Raw genomic sequence first — 16213 nt, 5'->3', positions numbered from 1 at the left:
CCGCCCACCCGTACTCACCGGACCCACTCCCCCCCCCACGCACGAGGAGCGATTTCGCCGTGACCATCACCCAGCCGGACCTCAGCGTCTTCGAGACCCTCGAGTCGGAGGTGCGCAGCTACTGCCGCGGCTGGCCCACCGTCTTCGACCGCGCGCGCGGCAGCCGTATGTACGACGAGGACGGCCACGAGTACCTGGACTTCTTCGCAGGCGCGGGCTCCCTCAACTACGGCCACAACAACCCCGTACTCAAACGGGCCTTGATCGACTATCTGGAGCGGGACGGCGTCAGCCACGGCCTGGACATGTCCACGGTCGCCAAGCGGTCCTTCCTGCAGACGTTCCAGGATCTGGTGCTGCGGCCCCGCGACCTGCCGTACAAGGTCATGTTCCCCGGGCCCACGGGTACCAACGCGGTCGAGTCCGCCCTCAAGCTGGCCCGCAAGGTGAAGGGGCGCGAGGCCATCGTGTCCTTCACCAATGCCTTCCACGGGATGTCCCTGGGCTCCCTCGCCGTCACCGGCAACGCCTTCAAGCGCGCCGGGGCCGGGATCCCGCTGGTGCACGGGACGCCCATGCCCTTCGATCACTACCTGGACGGCAAGGTCCCGGACTTCCTGTGGTTCGAGCGGCTGCTGGAGGACCAGGGGTCGGGGCTCAACCAGCCCGCCGCCGTGATCGTCGAGACCGTGCAGGGCGAGGGCGGCATCAACGTCGCCCGGCCCGAGTGGCTGCGCGGGCTCGCCGACCTGTGCGCCCGCCGTGACATGCTGCTGATCGTCGACGACATCCAGATGGGCTGCGGCCGTACCGGCGCCTTCTTCTCCTTCGAGGAGGCGGGGATCGTGCCGGACATCGTCACCGTGTCCAAGTCCATCAGCGGCTACGGGCTGCCCATGTCGCTGTGCCTGTTCAAGCCCGAGCTGGACGTCTGGGAGCCGGGCGAGCACAACGGCACCTTCCGCGGGAACAACCCGGCGTTCGTCACGGCCACCGCCGCCCTGGAGACGTACTGGGCCGACGGGTCCGCCATGGAGAAGCAGACCCGGGCGCGTGGCGAGCAGATCGAGCAGGAGCTGATCTCGATCACCGAGGAGAACCTCGCCGACGTCAAGGAGTACCGCGGGCGCGGACTGGTGTGGGGCCTGGAGTTCCACGACAAGGAGCGGGCCGGCCGGGTCGCCCGCCGCGCCTTCGACCTCGGGCTGCTCGTGGAGACCTCGGGCCCCGAGAGCGAGGTGGTCAAGCTGCTGCCCGCGCTCACCATCTCCCCGGAGGAACTGGACGAGGGCCTGAGCACCCTCGCCCGGGCCATCCGGGAAACCGTCTAGCCGTCCGGCCGTCCAGCAAGGAGGAAGAACACCACCGTGATCGTCCGCTCGTTCAAGGACATCGAAGGCACTGACCGGCATGTGAAGGCGGCGTCCGGGACCTGGGAGAGCAAACGCATCGTCCTCGCCAAGGAGCGGGTCGGCTTCTCCCTGCACGAAACGGTCCTGTACGCCGGCACCGAGACGTCGATGTGGTACGCCAACCACGTCGAGGCCGTCGTCTGCGTCGAGGGCGAGGCCGAACTCACCGACCACGAGACCGGGAAGTCGTACTCGATCACCCCCGGAACCATGTATCTCCTCGACGGGCACGAGCGGCACACGCTGCGCGTCAAGGAGGACTTCCGCTGCATCTGCGTGTTCAACCCGCCCGTGACCGGACGGGAGGACCACGACGAGAACGGCGTCTATCCGCTGCTGACCGAGGAGGTGTGAAGTGACCGTGACCACCAACGTCACCGACCTGTACCCCAGCCGCGGCACCACCGAGGTGTCCGTCCCCCGCCAGGACCCCGTCGTCTGGGGCTCCCCCGACACACCCGGCCCGGTCTCCACCGCCGACCTCCAGGCGTACGAGCGCGACGGCTTCCTCGCCGTCGACCAGCTGATCACCCCGGACGAGGTCGAGGTCTACCGCCGTGAGCTGGACCGGCTCGTCGCCGATCCGGCGATCCGCGCAGACGAACGGTCGATCGTGGAGGCGAAGTCGAAGGAGATCCGCTCCGTCTTCGAGGTCCACAAGATCAGCGAGCTGTTCGCGGGGCTGGTCCGCGACGAGCGCGTCGTCGGCCGGGCGCGGCAGATCCTCGGCTCGGACGTGTACGTGCACCAGTCGCGGATCAACGTCAAGCCGGGCTTCGGGGCCGGCGGCTTCTACTGGCACTCCGACTTCGAGACCTGGCACGCCGAGGACGGCCTGCCGAACATGCGGACGGTGTCCGTCTCGATCGCGCTGACCGAGAACCACGACACCAACGGCGCGCTCATGATCATGCCGGGGTCGCACAAGACGTTCCTGGGGTGCGCCGGGGCGACGCCGAAGGACAACTACAAGAAGTCGCTGCAGATGCAGGACGCGGGCACGCCGTCCGACGAGGCGCTGACCGAGATGGCGAGCCGGTACGGCATCAGGCTGTTCACCGGGAAGCCCGGTTCGGCGACCTGGTTCGACTGCAACTGTATGCACGGCTCGGGGGACAACATCACCCCGTTCCCGCGCAGCAACGTCTTCATCGTGTTCAACAGCGTGGAGAACGTGGCCGTGGAGCCGTTCGCGGCACCGGTGCGGCGGCCGGAGTTCATCGGCGCCAGGGACTTCACGCCGGTGCGCTGAGCGGGCGTGAATCCCGGAACGATCCGGGCCGGGGCCTCCTCGTGTGGGACGGGAGGCCCCGGTCCGGTTGTCATCCGGCCAGCGCGTCCAGCAGCCGGTCGACGTCCCCGGGCGTGTTGTACAGGTGGAAGGCGGCGCGGAGATTGCCCTCGCGGTCGGAGACCTCGATGCCCGACGCGCTCAACTCGCCCTGCCGGTGGCCGAGTCCGGGTACGGAGACGATGGGGGAGCCGGGCGCGGGGAGCGGCTCGTGGCCGAGCGGGCGCAGTCCGGCGCGGAACCGTCCGGCGAGGGCGAGGTCATGGGCCCGTACGGCGTCCACCCCGAGTTCCTCGACGAGCTCCAGGGAGCGACGGGCGCCGACGTAGGAGAAGAGGGCCGGACTCTCGTCGAAGCGCCGGGCGGAGTGGGCGAGTTCGCCGACCGGGCCGTAGCAGCTGTCCCAGGGCCGCTCTCCGGCCACCCAGCCCGCGAACAGCGGGCTGAGTCCGCCGAGGTCCTCCGGGACGACCAGGAAGGCCACGCCCCGCGGGCACAGGAGCCACTTGAAGGCCACGGAGGCGACGTAGTCGTACGCGCCGGCGTCGAGGTCCAGCCATCCCGCGGCCTGCGAGGCGTCGAGGTATGTACGCGCCCCGTGCGCGCGGGCCGCGTCGCGGATCGCGGGCAGGTCGGCGACCCGGCCGTCGGCCGACTGCGCGGCGCTCACGGCGACCAGCGCGGTGCCGGGCCGCACCGCCTCGGCGACCTGCTCCAGGGGCACACTGCGCACCTTCAGATCGCGGCGGACGTGAAAGGGGTTCACCACGGAGCTGAAGTCGCCCTCCGCGGTGACCACCTCGGCCCCCTCGGGCAGCGAGGCGGCGATCAGCCCGGTGTAGACGGCGACCGAGGCCCCGGCCGCCACCCGGCGGACGGAGACCCCGGCCAGCCGGGCGAACGAGGCGCGGGCGGCCTCGACGTCCGCGAACATGTCGGTCGGCTGCCCCGCGGCCGCCGCCTCCAGGGCGGTCCGCATGGCGTCCACCGTGCGGGCGGGCATCAGCCCGGTGCTCGCGGTGTTCAGATAGGTGTTCTTCGGGGCGAACTCGGCACGTACGAGGGTCTCGAAGGTCTCCATGGGACAACTGTGCGGCCCCGTGAAGTTCCCGTCCATTGCGGATTCTTGCGTGGTTCCGCGAAGCAACGCTTATACGACCGCCGTGACCTGCGTCGTTGCTCAGCTACGGGGAACCGCGCAGCCGTCCGGACCGCAGGCTTCCGCTCCGCCGTCCTCGATCAGCCGCAGCGGAGAGCGGTCGCCCCACGCCTGCGTCAGCGCCTGGGTGAAGACCTCGGCGGGCTGGGCACCGGAGACACCGTAGGTGCGGTCCAGGACGAAGAACGGTACGCCCCTCGCGCCCAGCTCGGCGGCCTCGCGCTCGTCGGCGCGCACGGCGTCGGCGTACGCGGTGGGGTCGGCGAGCACCTTGCGGGCGTCGTCGGCGTCGAGTCCGGCCTCCACGGCCAGCTCCACCAGCCGGTCGTCGCCCCCGGAGAAGAGGGAACGTTCCTCGGCGAAGTTCGCCCGGTACAGGATCTGGATCAGCTCGTCCTGCCTGCCCCGCTCCCTGGCGAAGTGCAGCAGTCGGTGCATGTCGAAGGTGTTGCCGTGGTCCCGGCCGGTGGTGCGGTAGTCCAGGCCCTCGGCGGCGGCCTGCGCTCCCAGGTTGTTCTCCCCGGCCTGCGCCTGCGCCTCGGTCATCCCGTACTTCTCGGCCAGCAACCCCAGGACCGGCTGGACATCGCCCTTGGCCCGATCGGGGTCCAGCTCGAAGGAGCGGTGCACCACCTCGACCTCGTCCCGGTGCGGGAAGGCCTCCAGCGCCTTCTCGAAGCGGGCCTTGCCGACGTAGCACCAGGGGCAGGCGATGTCGCTCCAGATCTCGACGCGCATGTTCGGCTTCTCTCCACTCCGTACGGGTGCGGAGCCTCCCTCCGCGGCGTACGTGAACGTTCGAGGGCCCCGGATTCATTCCCGGGGAACCGCGTACCGGAGGAAGAGGTGGTGGTCCCCCTCGGCGGGCGGGTTCTCCGGGTCGGGGACCCAGCCCAGACGGCCGTAGAAGGCCTGCGCCCGCCCGTTGTCCACGTGCACGTCGAGGACGGCCGTCCGCCTGCCGTCGGCCTGCCACTGCTCCACACAGGCCGCGTGCAGTGCGCTGCCGATGCCGTGGCGCCAGTGGCCGGGGTCGACATGGAACTGGAAGAGCCTGACGGTGTCGGCGGGGGAACCGTCCGGCGTGCGGAAGGAGGCGATGCCGACGATGCCGCCCTGTTCGACGGCGCACAGCACATGCCCGTCCGGCCGCCGGATGGCGCTCTGCCAGGCGTCGAGCCAGTCGATGCCGTCCTGCGGCAGGCCGTCCGGGTAGTAGGTCGCCCGGGCTCGTGCGTGCAAGTCGGCGACGGCCCGTGCGTCGGCGCGCAGCGCGGTACGGATCACGCGGCGTCCGGTCATACGATCCCCGATCATGCGACGGAGGACGCGGCCGCACCCGGCGCGGTTCCTACGAGCCGTCCCGCAGGCCCTCCGGCCAGGAGTCCCGGTACTCCAGATGGTCGAAGGTGACCACGCACCCCTCCCCCACCGGCGACTGCGCCAGGAAGCCCACCAGCGCCGCCGAGGTCGGCTCCTCGTCGGCCAGCGTGAACAGACGGACGAACGTCCACCGCTTCCCGTCCCTGGACGCGTGGAACGCGAACGCCCGTCCCGTCCTGCTCACCCGGAGCCAGACCGAACTTCCCTCCACCGTGAAGGAGTTCGCGTCGTCGGAGTGGCCGCGGGTGACCACGGTGCAGACGGTGGGCACGTCCGGCGAGTACTCCAGGCACAGCTTCGCCCAGGACCGCTCCCCCACGTGCACATACAGCACGCCCGCGTCGAAGGACGCGCCGAACCCGACCGTGACGCGGGCGATGAGCTGGAAGTCGCCCTCGGGGGCACCGAGCAGCCGGGGTGCGTCCGAGGCCGGGTCGAGCCCCTCACCGGTGGGCGGCACGAAACGGTCCTGCCGGGCCCCCGCCCAGCCGGTGAGCACCCCGTCCTCGTAGGACCAGTGGCCGTCGGGCCCATATGTGCGCAGAGCGAAGAGGAGTTCGGGAAGTTCGAGGTCCATGGGGAGAGTGTCCCAGGCCGGGCCCCGGAGGGCGGGACCGTCAGCGCTCCAGAAGCCCGTCGAACCGCCGCGGCAGTCCCAGCGGGTTGTCGTCCCGCAGCTCCGGTGGCAGCAGCGCCTCGGGGGCGCCCTGGTAGACGACGGGCCGCAGCCACCGCTCGATGGCCGTGCCGCCGACCGACGTGGACGTGGAGGTCGTCGCCGGGTAGGGACCGCCGTGGTGCTGGGCGGGCGCCACCGCCACCCCCGTGGGCCAGCCGTTCACCAGGACGCGGCCCGCGAGCGGGGTCAGCTCCGCGAGGATCTCCGCGCCGCGGCCCTCACCGGCGGCCTCCTCCGTGGACAGGTGCACGGTGGCCGTGAGGTTGCCGGGGAGCCGGGACAGCACGGTGTTCGCCTGGGCCTCGTCCTCGTACCGGGCCACCACCGTGACCGGGCCGAAGCACTCCTCGAGCAGCAGGTCCCAGGCGCCCTCGGCGGTCAGCCTCCCGGCCGGGACCGTCAGGAAGCCCGGCCTCACCGTGTGCTCGCCGCCCGCACCCGGCATCACCGGGGCCTCCACGTCCGGCAGTCCGGCGCGCTCGGCGACCCCGGCGAGGAAGGTGTCGCGCATGCGGTGGTCCAGCAGGAACCCCGCCTCGACGCCGCCCACGGCATCCGTCAGGGACTTCACCAGCCGGTCGCCCGCCGCGCCGGCGGGGGCGAGAACCAGACCGGGCTTCACACAGAACTGGCCGACGCCCAGGGTCATGGAGCCGGCGAGCCCCGCCCCGATCGCCTCGGCGCGCTCGGCGGCCGCCGCCTCGGTGACCATGACCGGGTTGAGCGAGCCCAGCTCGCCGTGGAAGGGGATCGGCACGGGGCGCGCGGCCGCCGCGTCGAAGAGCGCGCGGCCGCCGCGCACGGAACCGGTGAACCCGGCCGCCGCGACCAGCGGATGCCCGACCAGCTCCACGCCCGCTTCGAAGCCGTGGACGAGGCCGAGGACGCCCTCGGGGATCCCGTGCTCGGCGGCGGCCCCGCGCAGGGTCCTCGCGACCTGCTCGGACAGGGCGGGGTGGTCCGGGTGGGCCTTGGCCACCACCGGGCAGCCGGCCGCCAGCGCGCTCGCGGTGTCACCGCCGGCGACCGAGAAGGCGAAGGGGAAGTTGGAGGCGGAGTAGACCGCGACGACGCCCAGCGGGACCTTGTAGCGGCGCAGGTCGGGGATCGGCGGGGTGGCCGTGTCGTCGGGGTGGTTGATGATCACGTCGAGGAAGGCGCCCTCGTCGACGATGTCCGCGAACGCCCGCAACTGGTAGCAGGTCCGGGCGAGTTCGCCGGTGAGACGGGCCGGGCCCAGCGCGGTCTCCGCGTCGGCGGTCTCGACGAGCCCCTCCCCCGCGGCCTGGAGCCGTTCGGCCGCGGTGCGCAGGAAGGCGGAGCGCACCGTGCGGTCGGCGAGGGCTCCGCGCGCGGCGTGGGCCGCGCGGACGGCGGCGTCCACGGCCTGGGCGGTGGCCTCCACCGCAACCTGGTCACGCTGCTTCCCGGTACGGGGGTCGACACTCCAGACTGGTGCTGCTGCCACCTCGGGTCCCTCCAGATGTCATGCCGCAGTTCGTCCGCCGCCCATCAGAGTCGTTCGATATACTGAACGGCGTCTCTGATGATGAATATGCTGCTCGGAGACTATATCTCCGGCTTCCCGTCGAACGAAGGGTCAAGGGCGATGTCGGCAGGCGAGACAGGCGGCGGAGCACAGGTCAAGTCCGCGGTGCGGACGGTCGAGTTGCTCGAGTACTTCGCCGGCCGCCCCGGCATGCACTCCCTGGCCGCGGTGCAGGAGGCGGTGGGGTACCCGAAGTCCAGCCTGTACATGCTGCTGCGCACGCTCGTGGAGCTGGGCTGGGTGGAGACGGACGCGACCGGCACGCGCTACGGGATCGGGGTGCGGGCGCTGCTGGTGGGCACCTCCTACATCGACGGGGACGAGGTGGTGGCGGCGGCCCGGCCCACCCTGGACCGGCTGTCGGACGACACGACGGAGACGATCCACCTGGCGCGGCTGGACGGCACGAACGTGGTGTACCTCGCGACCCGCCAGTCGCAGCACTACCTGCGGCCGTTCACCCGGGTCGGCCGCCGGCTGCCCGCCCACTCGACCTCGCTGGGCAAGGCGCTGCTGAGCACCTTCACGGACGAGCAGGTCCGCAAGATGCTCCCCGAGACGCTCCCCGCGCTCACCGAACACACCATCACGGACCGGGAGAAGCTCATAGAGGAGCTGCACCAGGTCCGCGAGCAGGGCTTCGCCGTCGACCGCGAGGAGAACACGCTCGGGCTGCGCTGCTTCGGGGTCGCCATCCCCTACCGCACCCCGGCCCGCGACGCGATCAGCTGCTCCGTCCCGGTGGCCCGGCTGACCCCGGCCCACGAACAGATGATCAAGGATGCGCTGTTCGATGCCCGGGACCGGCTGACGCTGGCGACGCGGAGGCTGTGACATGGAGGTCGCGCTGCGCGAGGTCCACGACAGCGACCTTCCGGCCTTCCAGCGCCAGATGAACGACCCCGTGGCGCTCCGGATGGCCGCGTTCACCCCGGAGGACCTGGCCGATCCGGCCGGATTCGAGGCCCACTGGGCACGGCTGCGGCGCTCCCGTGACGTCGACGTGCGGACGGTGCTGGCGGACGGTGACGTCGTGGGCAGCGCGGCGGTGTACGGCGAGCCGGGCGAGCGCGAGGTCACGTACTGGATCGACCGCGCCCACTGGGGCCGGGGCATCGCGACGGCCGCCCTGCGGATGCTCCTCGAGCAGGTGCCGGAGCGCCCGCTGTACGCCCGGGCGGCGGCCGACAACGTGGCCTCCGGCCGGGTGCTGCGCAAGTGCGGCTTCGAGGAGGCGGCCCGGGCCAGGGAGTACGCCCAGGCCCGTGGCGAGGAGATCGAGGAGGTCGTCCTCGTCCTGAAGGGCTGAGCGTCCTGAAGGGCTGAGCGCCGGTCCCCGTTCATGAAGTCCCGATGAGAAAACGGGGCGGAAGGGAACGATCCACACGTTCCCGTACGTCTCCTGGACGGGATGAACAAGACGATCAGGCGCGCCTCGGTCTTCGCACTGCTCCTCGTGTTCGCTCTGCTGGTCAGAGCCACCTGGGTGCAGTTCTACGACGGCAAGGCGCTCGCGGATGACAAGGACAACCGGCGGAACGCGATCGACACCTACGCGGCCCCGCTCGGGAACATCATCGTGGCCGGCCGGTCGATCACGGGCTCGGCGCGCACCGACGGCAGCGACCTCGCGTACAAACGCACGTACACGGACGGCACGCTGTACGCGGCGGTGACGGGCTATGCCTCGCAGAGTTACGCGCCGACCCAGCTGGAGGGCATCTACCAGGACGTGCTCAACGGCACGGACAGCCGGCTGAAGACCGCCATGGACGCCCTCACCGGCAAGCGGGCCGGGCCGGGCAACGTGGTGACGACGGTCGACCCGGACGTCCAGAAGGCGGCCTACCGGGCACTGGGGAACAAAAAGGGCGCCGCCGTGGCCATCGACCCCACCACCGGCCGGATCCTCGCGGTCGTGTCGACCCCGTCCTACGACCCGTCGGCACTGACCGACGCCGACACCGCCGGGGCGGCCTGGAAGCAGCTCAACGCCGACCCGGGCAAACCGCTCACCAACCGTGCGCTGCGCCAGCCGCTCCCACCCGGCTCGACGTTCAAGCTGGTCGTCGCGGCGGCCGCGCTGGAGGACGGGCTGTACTCCTCGGTGGACCAGAAGACGAACAGCCCGGACCCCTACACCCTGCCGGGCACGACCCGCGCCCTGTCCAACGAGAACCCCGACGCCCCCTGCACGAACGCCTCGATCCGCGTGGCCCTGCGCTACTCGTGCAACAACGTCTTCGGCAGGATGGCCGTCGACCTCGGCCAGGACAAGGTCAGGGCGATGGCCGAGAGGTTCGGCTTCGACGACGACCGGCAGGACGTGCCGGTGCGCGCGTACCCGAGCGTGTACCCGAAGGGCATGGACCAGGCGCAGACGGCCCTGTCGGGCATCGGGCAGTTCGACGTCACGGCGACCCCGCTGCAGATGGCCATGGTGTCGGCGGCGATAGCCAACGACGGAAAGCTGGTGTCGCCGCATATGGTCGCGCAGATCACCGACAGTGGTGGCGATGTGCTGAAGGACTACGACGACAGCCCCGAGAGCCGGCGGATCGTCAGCTCGTCGACCGCCGAGCAGCTGCGGTCCGCGATGCGGACGGTGGTCGAGCGGGGAACCGGCACGAATGCGCGGATCCCCGGCGCGACGGTGGGCGGCAAGACGGGGACGGCCCAGCACGGCGAGAACAACAGCAAGACGCCGTACGCCTGGTTCACGTCGTACGCGAAGTCCGACACGAACGGCAAGGAGGTCGCCGTCGCGGTGATGGTCGAGCAGTCGGACGCGGCGCGGTCGGAGGTCAGCGGCAACGGGCTGGCGGCACCGGTCGCCAGGGCCATGATGCAGGCGGCTCTGAAGAACTAGAGCCGGTGGGGACGGCCCCGGCCGGGCTCGTCCCCACCGGGGCTCCCCGGCTCACTTGACGCCGAGGATCTGTTCCACCGGATCGATCGCGAAGTACACGAGGAACAGCGCCGACACGGCCCACAGCAGCCAGTTGACCTCCCTGGACTTGCCGAGAACCGCCTTGATGACGACGTACGACACGAAGCCGGCACCGATGCCGTCGGTGATGGAGTACGTGAACGGCATGGCGGCGATGGTCAGAAAGGCCGGGATGGCGATCTCGTACCGGTCCCAGTCGATGTGCTTGACGTGCGTCATCATCAGGAAGCCCACGGCGATCAGGGCGGGCGCCGCCGCCTGCAGCGGCACGATGGTCAGCAGCGGGGTGAGGAACAGCGCGAGGCCGAAGAGACCGCCGGTGATCAGGTTGGCGAAGCCGGTGCGGGCCCCCTCGCCGACGCCGGCCGCCGACTCGATGTAAGCGGTGTTGGACGAACCGGAGGCGACACCACCGGCCACAGCGGCGGCACCGTCGATGAACAGGACCCGGCCGATGCCCGGCACCTTGCCGTTCTCGTCGAGCAGCCCCGCCTCCGCGCTGATGCCGACGATGGTGCCCATCGCGTCGAAGAAGTCCGACAGGATCAGGGTGAAGACCAGCAGGACGACGGTGAGCGCACCGGCCTTCCCGAAGGCGCCGAACAGGCTGAAGTGGCCGAGGAGTCCGAAGTCGGGGGTGGCCACGATCTTGTCGGGCACCTTGGGGGTGGTCAGGCCCCAGTTCGTGATGCCGGCCACGGAGTCGATGACGATGGCGACGACCGTCATGGTCACGATGCTGATCAGGATCGCGCCCTTGACCCTGCGCGCGAGCAGGGCGATGGTCAGCAGCACACCGAGGCAGAACACCAGCACGGGCCAGCCGGTCAGCCGCCCGACGGCACCCAGCTGCACCGGCACCGTGGTGTGGGCTGCGTCCGGGATGCGGCTGACGAACCCGGCGTCGACGAAGCCGATGAACGCGATGAAGAGGCCGATACCGACACCGATGGCCTGCTTGAGCTGCTGCGGGATCGCATTCATGATCGCTTCCCGGAGTCCGGTGACGACCAGGACACAGATCAGCACGCCCTCGATGACGACCAGGCCCATGGCGTCGGCCCAGCTCATCAGCGGGGCGAGCTGGAAGGCGACGACCGCGTTGAGGCCGAGGCCCGCGGCGATGGCGAGCGGCAGATTGCCGCCGACACCCATGACCACGGTCATCACACAGGCGACCAGTGCGGTCGCGGTGACCAGTTGGCCCGCGTCCAGGTGATGGCCGAACTTGTCCTTCCCGCTGCCCAGGATGATCGGATTCAGGACAAGGATGTAGGCCATGGTGAAGAACGTGGCGAAGCCGCCGCGTATCTCACGGCCGAAGGTGGAGCCTCGCTCCGATATCCTGAAGAACCGGTCGAAACCGTTCACTTCGGGGGGTGCGGTGTTCGACCGTTCGGCCACCTGCTGTCTGTCGGGCATGGCGACACTCCTCGTTGCCTGGGGAACCGGTGCGGGATGCTGGCTGGATTGTTCCCCCGGTGAACCCGTTTCAGGTTTTCTTCGTGTTACGGGTCAAGCTCGGTCCGGATGCGTCCGCGCCCCGTGTCTCCGCGGACCGTGTCTCCGCGCCCGCGTCTCCACACCGGAAGAACGTGGGTGGCGCGGGCAACCCCCGCCGCGCCGCTGCCGTCCTACCGGGCGGAGCTGCCGGCCTGAGCCCCCCTCGGCCGGACAGCAGGAACGCCCCCGCCGGTGACGACCGGCGGGGGCGTTCGCCCGGATGGGCCCGTTGAATCGATCAGGTCCGTTCGGGCCCGTGGAGGGGCCTAGCCGACGAAGTACGTCGGGTTCGGCAGCTTGTACGTCTTGTCGGCGTGGCCCCCGTCGAGGTCCGAGTACTGGTCGCCGAAGTCGGCGATGATGTCGTACCCGAGGTCCTCGATGTGCTCGCGGGTGCCGGACTTGTACTGGACGGTCGTGCAGGTCCAGGTGCCCGGAGTGGCGCAGTCCTTGAGGTAGGACGGCGGGTTGTCCGCGTTCTTGAGGAACATGTGCTCGGCGTCGAGGTTGATGTCGGCGCCGACCTTCTTCAGGTTCGCCACGGCCGCGGAGCGCTGCGACTCCTTGAGGCCCGAGTTGTAGAAGACCTCGACGCCCTTGTTCTCGGCGTACCGGACGAGCGCCGGGGTGCCGGGGACGGCCGGGCGGTCGGCCTTGGCCACGTACTCGGCCCAAGTGGTCGAGTTGTACGTGTAGTTGGTCTTCTTCTCGTAGTCGAGGCTGAGCAGCAGCGTGTCGTCGATGTCGAACACGACCGCCGGCTTCTCGCCGTGGCGGTGCGCCTTGCGGGCCGCCCTGTCGATGTAGCGCTTGGCGTCGGACTCGATCCGGGCCAGGTCCTGGGCGTACGGGCTGTCAGCGGACGCCTGGTAGACGCCGTTGCTGTCGAGGGTGGCCCCGTAGTAGGTGTCGATGTCCTTGACCAGGAGCCCGATGTTGTAGGGCTCGTGGGTGGAGTTCGCCGTCGACTGACCGGCGGTGGCCGCGCCGGCGCCGTACAGGGCACCGCCGGCGAGGGCACAGGCGGCGACGAGGGCCGCGATGCGAAGTGGCTTATGCATGACAGGTTTTCTACGCGCGTCACCCCTCCGAGCGCGAGGCTCGTTGCGTGATCGATACCTTTTTGGCCGATGTGACGGGCCGGTGCCCGGGGCACCCGGCGGGCGAGCGCGCTTGTCGTCCCGGTGCCTCCGCATGTCGGCGCCGCAGCCGCGGACTTGGCCCCGCCGGTGACCGGGCACCATGGGACGTCGCGCGTCCCTCAGGCGGCCGTCCGATCGGGGGCGGCGGCGGGCCGCCCGCCGCGCACGAGGTCGCGCAGCGAGGGCCCACCGCGAAGACACCACAGGGCGATCACCGGGTCACAGATCGCGCAGCCCAGCGACGAGTCGTGCCCGAAGGGGATGATGGGGCTGCCCTTGAGATGGTGCACGACGTCCCAGGCGGTGTGCAGCAGCCAGCCGATGCCGATGAAGGTCCACGACTCCAGGCCCCGGTAGGCGACGTAGGTGAGGAGCGCGGTGAACGCGAACTCCCAGCCGCCGAGGCCGCCGCCGCCGATGTAGACGGCGCCCGCGCCGGCGATCATCAGCGCGTTGAAGTGCCTCCGGTGCGGTTCACGGAGAACGGAGTTGAGGAGCGCGTAGAGAACGCCGATGACGACCGGCGTGACGTACTGCATGGGTGCCTCTTCCTGGAGTCGTGCGGGCTGCGCGGCCGGCCTGCGCGGGAACGGACACCCACGTTAGGACCGCGTGCCGGCACACCCCAGGGGCATTACCGACAGGTTCCAACGGGTTCCCGTCCGGCGGCCCGGGCGCGGCGGTGCCGGCGGCCGTGGCACCGGCTCAGAGCACGGCGAGCGCCGTCCGTACGGCCTCCAGGTCGCCGTCGGACGCCAGGCCGGCGTGATAGAGCCGCAGCTGCGTGGCACCCAGCTCCGCCGCCGCCCTCGCGTCCCGCTCCAGCGTCGCCGGGCTGCCTCCCATGCCGGAGACCACGGTGAGATTGGCCGCGAGGACGGCGCCGTCCCGGCACTGGTCCGCGAACGGCGTCAGCAGGCCCGCGCCGCCCGTGCAGGGCACCACCACCCCGTCCGCGAAGGACAGGATGTGCGCGGGGTCGACGCCCGCGTTCGCCCCGCAGTGGTACGACGCCGGGTCCGCGTGCAGCAGCACCTGGAAGCCCTCGGGCGCCACCGCGCGGACCGCCGTCACCGCCGCCTCCTGGAGGGTGCGGGCCATGTGGTCGCGCCACGCGCGCGTGGCGGCCGCCCTGGTCTCGCCGAGGAGCCTCTCGACTCCCGTCCACCCTCCCCCGCTCCCGGCCTCGCCCGCCCGGGCGCCGCCCCCGCCGGAGGGCGCCCCGCGCCAGAGGGGTTCCAGCGCGGCCCGCACCGCCGTCGCGAGCTCGTCGGCGACCAGGCCCCGCGTCGCGTAGCCCTCGCGGCACACGGCGCAGAAGCACAGCGACATCAGGTACTGTCCGGCCTCCCCGAGCCCCACCCCGCCGGTCTTGTCGTGGGCGTGCAGATGGGCGAGGCCGTACCAGCCGAGCGACTCCAGCTCGGTGCCGCGGGCGCCCGGCCGCACGGCCGCCTCGGCCGCGAGGTCCACCAGGTACGCGCGGGTGCCCGGTTGCGCGATGCACGGCGCCCACGGGTAGCGGTCGCCGTAGGCGTTGACGACCGAGGTGGACGGATGCTCCTCCCCCAGGCGGGAGTTGTGCGCCAGCACCACCCAGGTGTGCACGTCGAGGCCGGCCTCGGTGAGCGCCTTCGCCGCCTCGCCGAAGGCGTCGCCCGGAGCCCAGTCCCCGGCGGGGTACGGCCGCAGGGCGCGGCCGTCCCAACGGGCGTCCGGCGGATAGAACACGGCGGCGTGACGGGCCGTCACGACGCGGTGGCGCGGATGGCGGGGCGTGAGGGCGCGCGTGGAGTGGTAGGCGGACGCGAGCGTCGCCTGGCGTACGCCGAGCGCGGCGACGCGGTCCGCCGCTTCCGGGTCACCGGCGATGTCCCAGGGGTAGAGGAACGCCGACGACCTCACATGCCCTCCCGCAGCAGGGCGTGGCCGCGGTCGACGAGGCGGGCGAGCCGTTCGATGTGCTCCTCGCTCGGCTCGTGCAGCGGCGGCCGTACCTCGCCGACGTCCAGACCGCGCAGCCGGACGCCCGCCTTGACGAGCGAGACGGCGTAGCCGAGACCCTCGGCGCGCAGTTCGACGAACGGGCGGTAGAAGCCGTCGAGGAGGCGGTGGACGGTGGTGTCGTCGCCGGCGTTCAGCGCCTTGTGGAAGGCCAGGGCGATCTCGGGGACGAAGCAGAACACCGCGGACGAGTACAGCGTGATGCCGATGCCGCGGTAGGCGAGCTGGGTCTGTTCGGCGGTCGGCAGCCCGTTGAAGCAGAGGAAGTCGCCGGGGACCTCGGTTCGTACGGCGCTGACGATGCGCTGCATGAGGTCCAGGTCGCCGAGTCCGTCCTTGATGCCGATGACACCGTCCGTGTGGGCCAGTTCGACCACGCTCTCGGGGGTGAAGACGGCATTGTCGCGCTGGTAGACGACGACCGGCAGCGAGGTCGCCGCGGCCAGTTCCCGGTAGTGCCGCAGCAGACCCTCCTGACCGGCGACCACCAGATAGGGCGGCATGGCGAGCAGTCCGTCGGCCCCGGCCGCCTCGGCGAGCCGCGCGTAGCGCACCGCGAGCGCGGTCCCGTATCCGGTGCCCGCCACGACCGGCACCCGCCCGTCGGCCGTCTCGACGGCCGCCCGTACGCAGTCCTGAAACTCCTCGGGAGTGAGCGCGTGGAACTCGCCGGTGCCGCAGCAGGCGAAGACGGCGGCGGCGCCCGCCTCGACGCCCTTGCGCACATGCGCGCGGTAGGCGTCGAGGGCGAGGGAGCCGTCGGGTCCGTACGCGGTCACGGGGAAGAACAACGGCCCGCTGGGGATGCTGAGCCGAGCGGCGAGAGGGGCTGACGTCACGGGCTCTCCCTTTGAACAGGCGCGGACACGTGCAACGGTCCCGGATAGGTACACGTTTCTGATCCGTGTCCATATGTCTGAACGCGTCTACGTTAGGGCGCCACCTCGGGGCGGGTCAAGCGCGCAAACCGGCAATAGGGAGGCGTATTCCACGTCGGCGCGCGACACTTGACGGGCCGGTTCGCGGCTCCCTAGCGTGTCCACGAGTGTGAATTCTGTACATGAGTGCGGCCTGTGAGTGGGCCGGAGGGGCGCGCCGGCGCCCCGGAGGCGAACGAACCGGAGAACAAGGAGATCTCGAG

The 16213-nt window shown here is 71.0% G+C and carries 16 protein-coding genes; 6 read left to right on the top strand and 10 right to left on the bottom strand.

The window, feature by feature from the left end:
- Nucleotides 1-59: 59 nt before the first annotated feature.
- Genes ectB through thpD form a run of 3 tightly spaced genes read left to right on the top strand, consistent with a single transcriptional unit; the run spans nucleotide 60 to nucleotide 2664 of the window.
- Complete coding sequence (gene ectB, locus LZ604_RS20095; protein ID WP_234516784.1) at nucleotides 60-1331, top strand: diaminobutyrate--2-oxoglutarate transaminase; 1272 nt, start codon at nucleotides 60-62, stop codon at nucleotides 1329-1331.
- A 36-nt stretch (nucleotides 1332-1367) separates the two neighbouring features.
- Entirely contained in the window at nucleotides 1368-1766 is a 399-nt protein-coding gene (locus LZ604_RS20090; RefSeq protein WP_234516783.1) for an ectoine synthase, read from the top strand.
- 1 nt (nucleotide 1767) lies between these two features.
- On the top strand, nucleotides 1768-2664 hold the full coding sequence (gene thpD, locus LZ604_RS20085) for an ectoine hydroxylase (RefSeq protein WP_234516782.1): 897 nt from the start codon (nucleotides 1768-1770) through the stop codon (nucleotides 2662-2664).
- A gap of 70 nt (nucleotides 2665-2734) precedes the next feature.
- On the opposite strand, the gene LZ604_RS20080 is transcribed toward thpD, so the two are convergent.
- From LZ604_RS20080 to LZ604_RS20060, 5 genes are all read right to left on the bottom strand, one after another.
- The gene (locus LZ604_RS20080; RefSeq protein ID WP_234516781.1) at nucleotides 2735-3820 is read right to left on the bottom strand and encodes an aminotransferase class V-fold PLP-dependent enzyme; all 1086 of its coding nucleotides are present in this window, start codon (nucleotides 3818-3820) and stop codon (nucleotides 2735-2737) included.
- A 63-nt stretch (nucleotides 3821-3883) separates the two neighbouring features.
- Nucleotides 3884-4600 (bottom strand): DsbA family oxidoreductase, encoded by a 717-nt coding sequence (locus tag LZ604_RS20075; RefSeq protein WP_234516780.1) that lies wholly within the window; start codon nucleotides 4598-4600, stop codon nucleotides 3884-3886.
- A gap of 75 nt (nucleotides 4601-4675) precedes the next feature.
- Entirely contained in the window at nucleotides 4676-5179 is a 504-nt protein-coding gene (locus LZ604_RS20070) for a GNAT family N-acetyltransferase (RefSeq protein WP_234516779.1), read from the bottom strand.
- Between the two features lie 34 nt (nucleotides 5180-5213).
- A complete protein-coding gene (locus LZ604_RS20065; RefSeq protein WP_234516778.1) occupies nucleotides 5214-5822 on the bottom strand; it encodes a DUF1349 domain-containing protein in 609 nt (202 codons plus the stop codon).
- Nucleotides 5823-5862: 40 nt separating this feature from the next.
- Entirely contained in the window at nucleotides 5863-7392 is a 1530-nt protein-coding gene (locus LZ604_RS20060; protein WP_234516777.1) for an aldehyde dehydrogenase (NADP(+)), read from the bottom strand.
- A 141-nt stretch (nucleotides 7393-7533) separates the two neighbouring features.
- Here LZ604_RS20060 and LZ604_RS20055 point away from each other — a divergent pair, with 141 nt between their 5' ends.
- The 3 genes from LZ604_RS20055 (at nucleotide 7534) to LZ604_RS20045 (ending at nucleotide 10342) form a co-directional block, all read left to right on the top strand.
- Complete coding sequence (locus tag LZ604_RS20055) at nucleotides 7534-8307, top strand: IclR family transcriptional regulator (RefSeq protein WP_234516860.1); 774 nt, start codon at nucleotides 7534-7536, stop codon at nucleotides 8305-8307.
- Between the two features lies 1 nt (nucleotide 8308).
- On the top strand, nucleotides 8309-8782 hold the full coding sequence (locus tag LZ604_RS20050) for a GNAT family N-acetyltransferase (protein WP_234516776.1): 474 nt from the start codon (nucleotides 8309-8311) through the stop codon (nucleotides 8780-8782).
- A gap of 102 nt (nucleotides 8783-8884) precedes the next feature.
- Nucleotides 8885-10342, top strand: coding sequence for a peptidoglycan D,D-transpeptidase FtsI family protein (locus LZ604_RS20045; RefSeq protein WP_234516775.1), 1458 nt, complete (start codon nucleotides 8885-8887; stop codon nucleotides 10340-10342).
- 51 nt (nucleotides 10343-10393) lie between these two features.
- Here the strand turns inward: LZ604_RS20045 and LZ604_RS20040 are convergent, their stop codons facing one another.
- From LZ604_RS20040 to LZ604_RS20020, 5 genes are all read right to left on the bottom strand, one after another.
- A complete protein-coding gene (locus LZ604_RS20040; RefSeq protein ID WP_234516774.1) occupies nucleotides 10394-11845 on the bottom strand; it encodes an NCS2 family permease in 1452 nt (483 codons plus the stop codon).
- Nucleotides 11846-12192: 347 nt separating this feature from the next.
- Nucleotides 12193-12987, bottom strand: a complete 795-nt coding sequence (locus LZ604_RS20035) for an HAD family acid phosphatase (RefSeq protein ID WP_234516773.1) — start codon at nucleotides 12985-12987, stop codon at nucleotides 12193-12195.
- Nucleotides 12988-13187: 200 nt separating this feature from the next.
- On the bottom strand, nucleotides 13188-13607 hold the full coding sequence (locus LZ604_RS20030) for a DUF6010 family protein (RefSeq protein WP_234516772.1): 420 nt from the start codon (nucleotides 13605-13607) through the stop codon (nucleotides 13188-13190).
- Between the two features lie 166 nt (nucleotides 13608-13773).
- Nucleotides 13774-14973, bottom strand: a complete 1200-nt coding sequence (locus LZ604_RS20025; RefSeq protein WP_234516771.1) for a hypothetical protein — start codon at nucleotides 14971-14973, stop codon at nucleotides 13774-13776.
- Nucleotides 14970-15911 (bottom strand): 5-dehydro-4-deoxyglucarate dehydratase, encoded by a 942-nt coding sequence (locus tag LZ604_RS20020; RefSeq protein ID WP_234516770.1) that lies wholly within the window; start codon nucleotides 15909-15911, stop codon nucleotides 14970-14972. Before LZ604_RS20020 ends, LZ604_RS20025 begins: the two co-directional genes overlap by 4 nt.
- Nucleotides 15912-16213 lie beyond the last annotated feature (302 nt).

The organism is Streptomyces glomeratus, from assembly GCF_021462825.1.
Taxonomy (GTDB): domain Bacteria; phylum Actinomycetota; class Actinomycetes; order Streptomycetales; family Streptomycetaceae; genus Streptomyces; species Streptomyces glomeratus.
This window is presented reverse-complemented; position numbering and strand designations above follow the sequence as displayed.

Excerpts from the sequence above, each read along its gene's own strand:
- LZ604_RS20035 (WP_234516773.1), bottom strand. The coding sequence starts at position 12,987 with ATGCATAAGCCACTTCGCATCGCGGCCCTCGTCGCCGCCTGTGCCCTC.
- LZ604_RS20030 (WP_234516772.1), bottom strand. The coding sequence starts at position 13,607 with ATGCAGTACGTCACGCCGGTCGTCATCGGCGTTCTCTACGCGCTCCTC.
- LZ604_RS20080 (WP_234516781.1), bottom strand. The coding sequence starts at position 3,820 with ATGGACGGGAACTTCACGGGGCCGCACAGTTGTCCCATGGAGACCTTC.
- LZ604_RS20070 (WP_234516779.1), bottom strand. The coding sequence starts at position 5,179 with ATGATCGGGGATCGTATGACCGGACGCCGCGTGATCCGTACCGCGCTG.
- LZ604_RS20075 (WP_234516780.1), bottom strand. The coding sequence starts at position 4,600 with ATGCGCGTCGAGATCTGGAGCGACATCGCCTGCCCCTGGTGCTACGTC.
- LZ604_RS20055 (WP_234516860.1), top strand. The coding sequence starts at position 7,534 with ATGTCGGCAGGCGAGACAGGCGGCGGAGCACAGGTCAAGTCCGCGGTG.
- LZ604_RS20040 (WP_234516774.1), bottom strand. The coding sequence starts at position 11,845 with ATGCCCGACAGACAGCAGGTGGCCGAACGGTCGAACACCGCACCCCCC.
- LZ604_RS20050 (WP_234516776.1), top strand. The coding sequence starts at position 8,309 with ATGGAGGTCGCGCTGCGCGAGGTCCACGACAGCGACCTTCCGGCCTTC.
- LZ604_RS20065 (WP_234516778.1), bottom strand. The coding sequence starts at position 5,822 with ATGGACCTCGAACTTCCCGAACTCCTCTTCGCTCTGCGCACATATGGG.
- LZ604_RS20045 (WP_234516775.1), top strand. The coding sequence starts at position 8,885 with ATGAACAAGACGATCAGGCGCGCCTCGGTCTTCGCACTGCTCCTCGTG.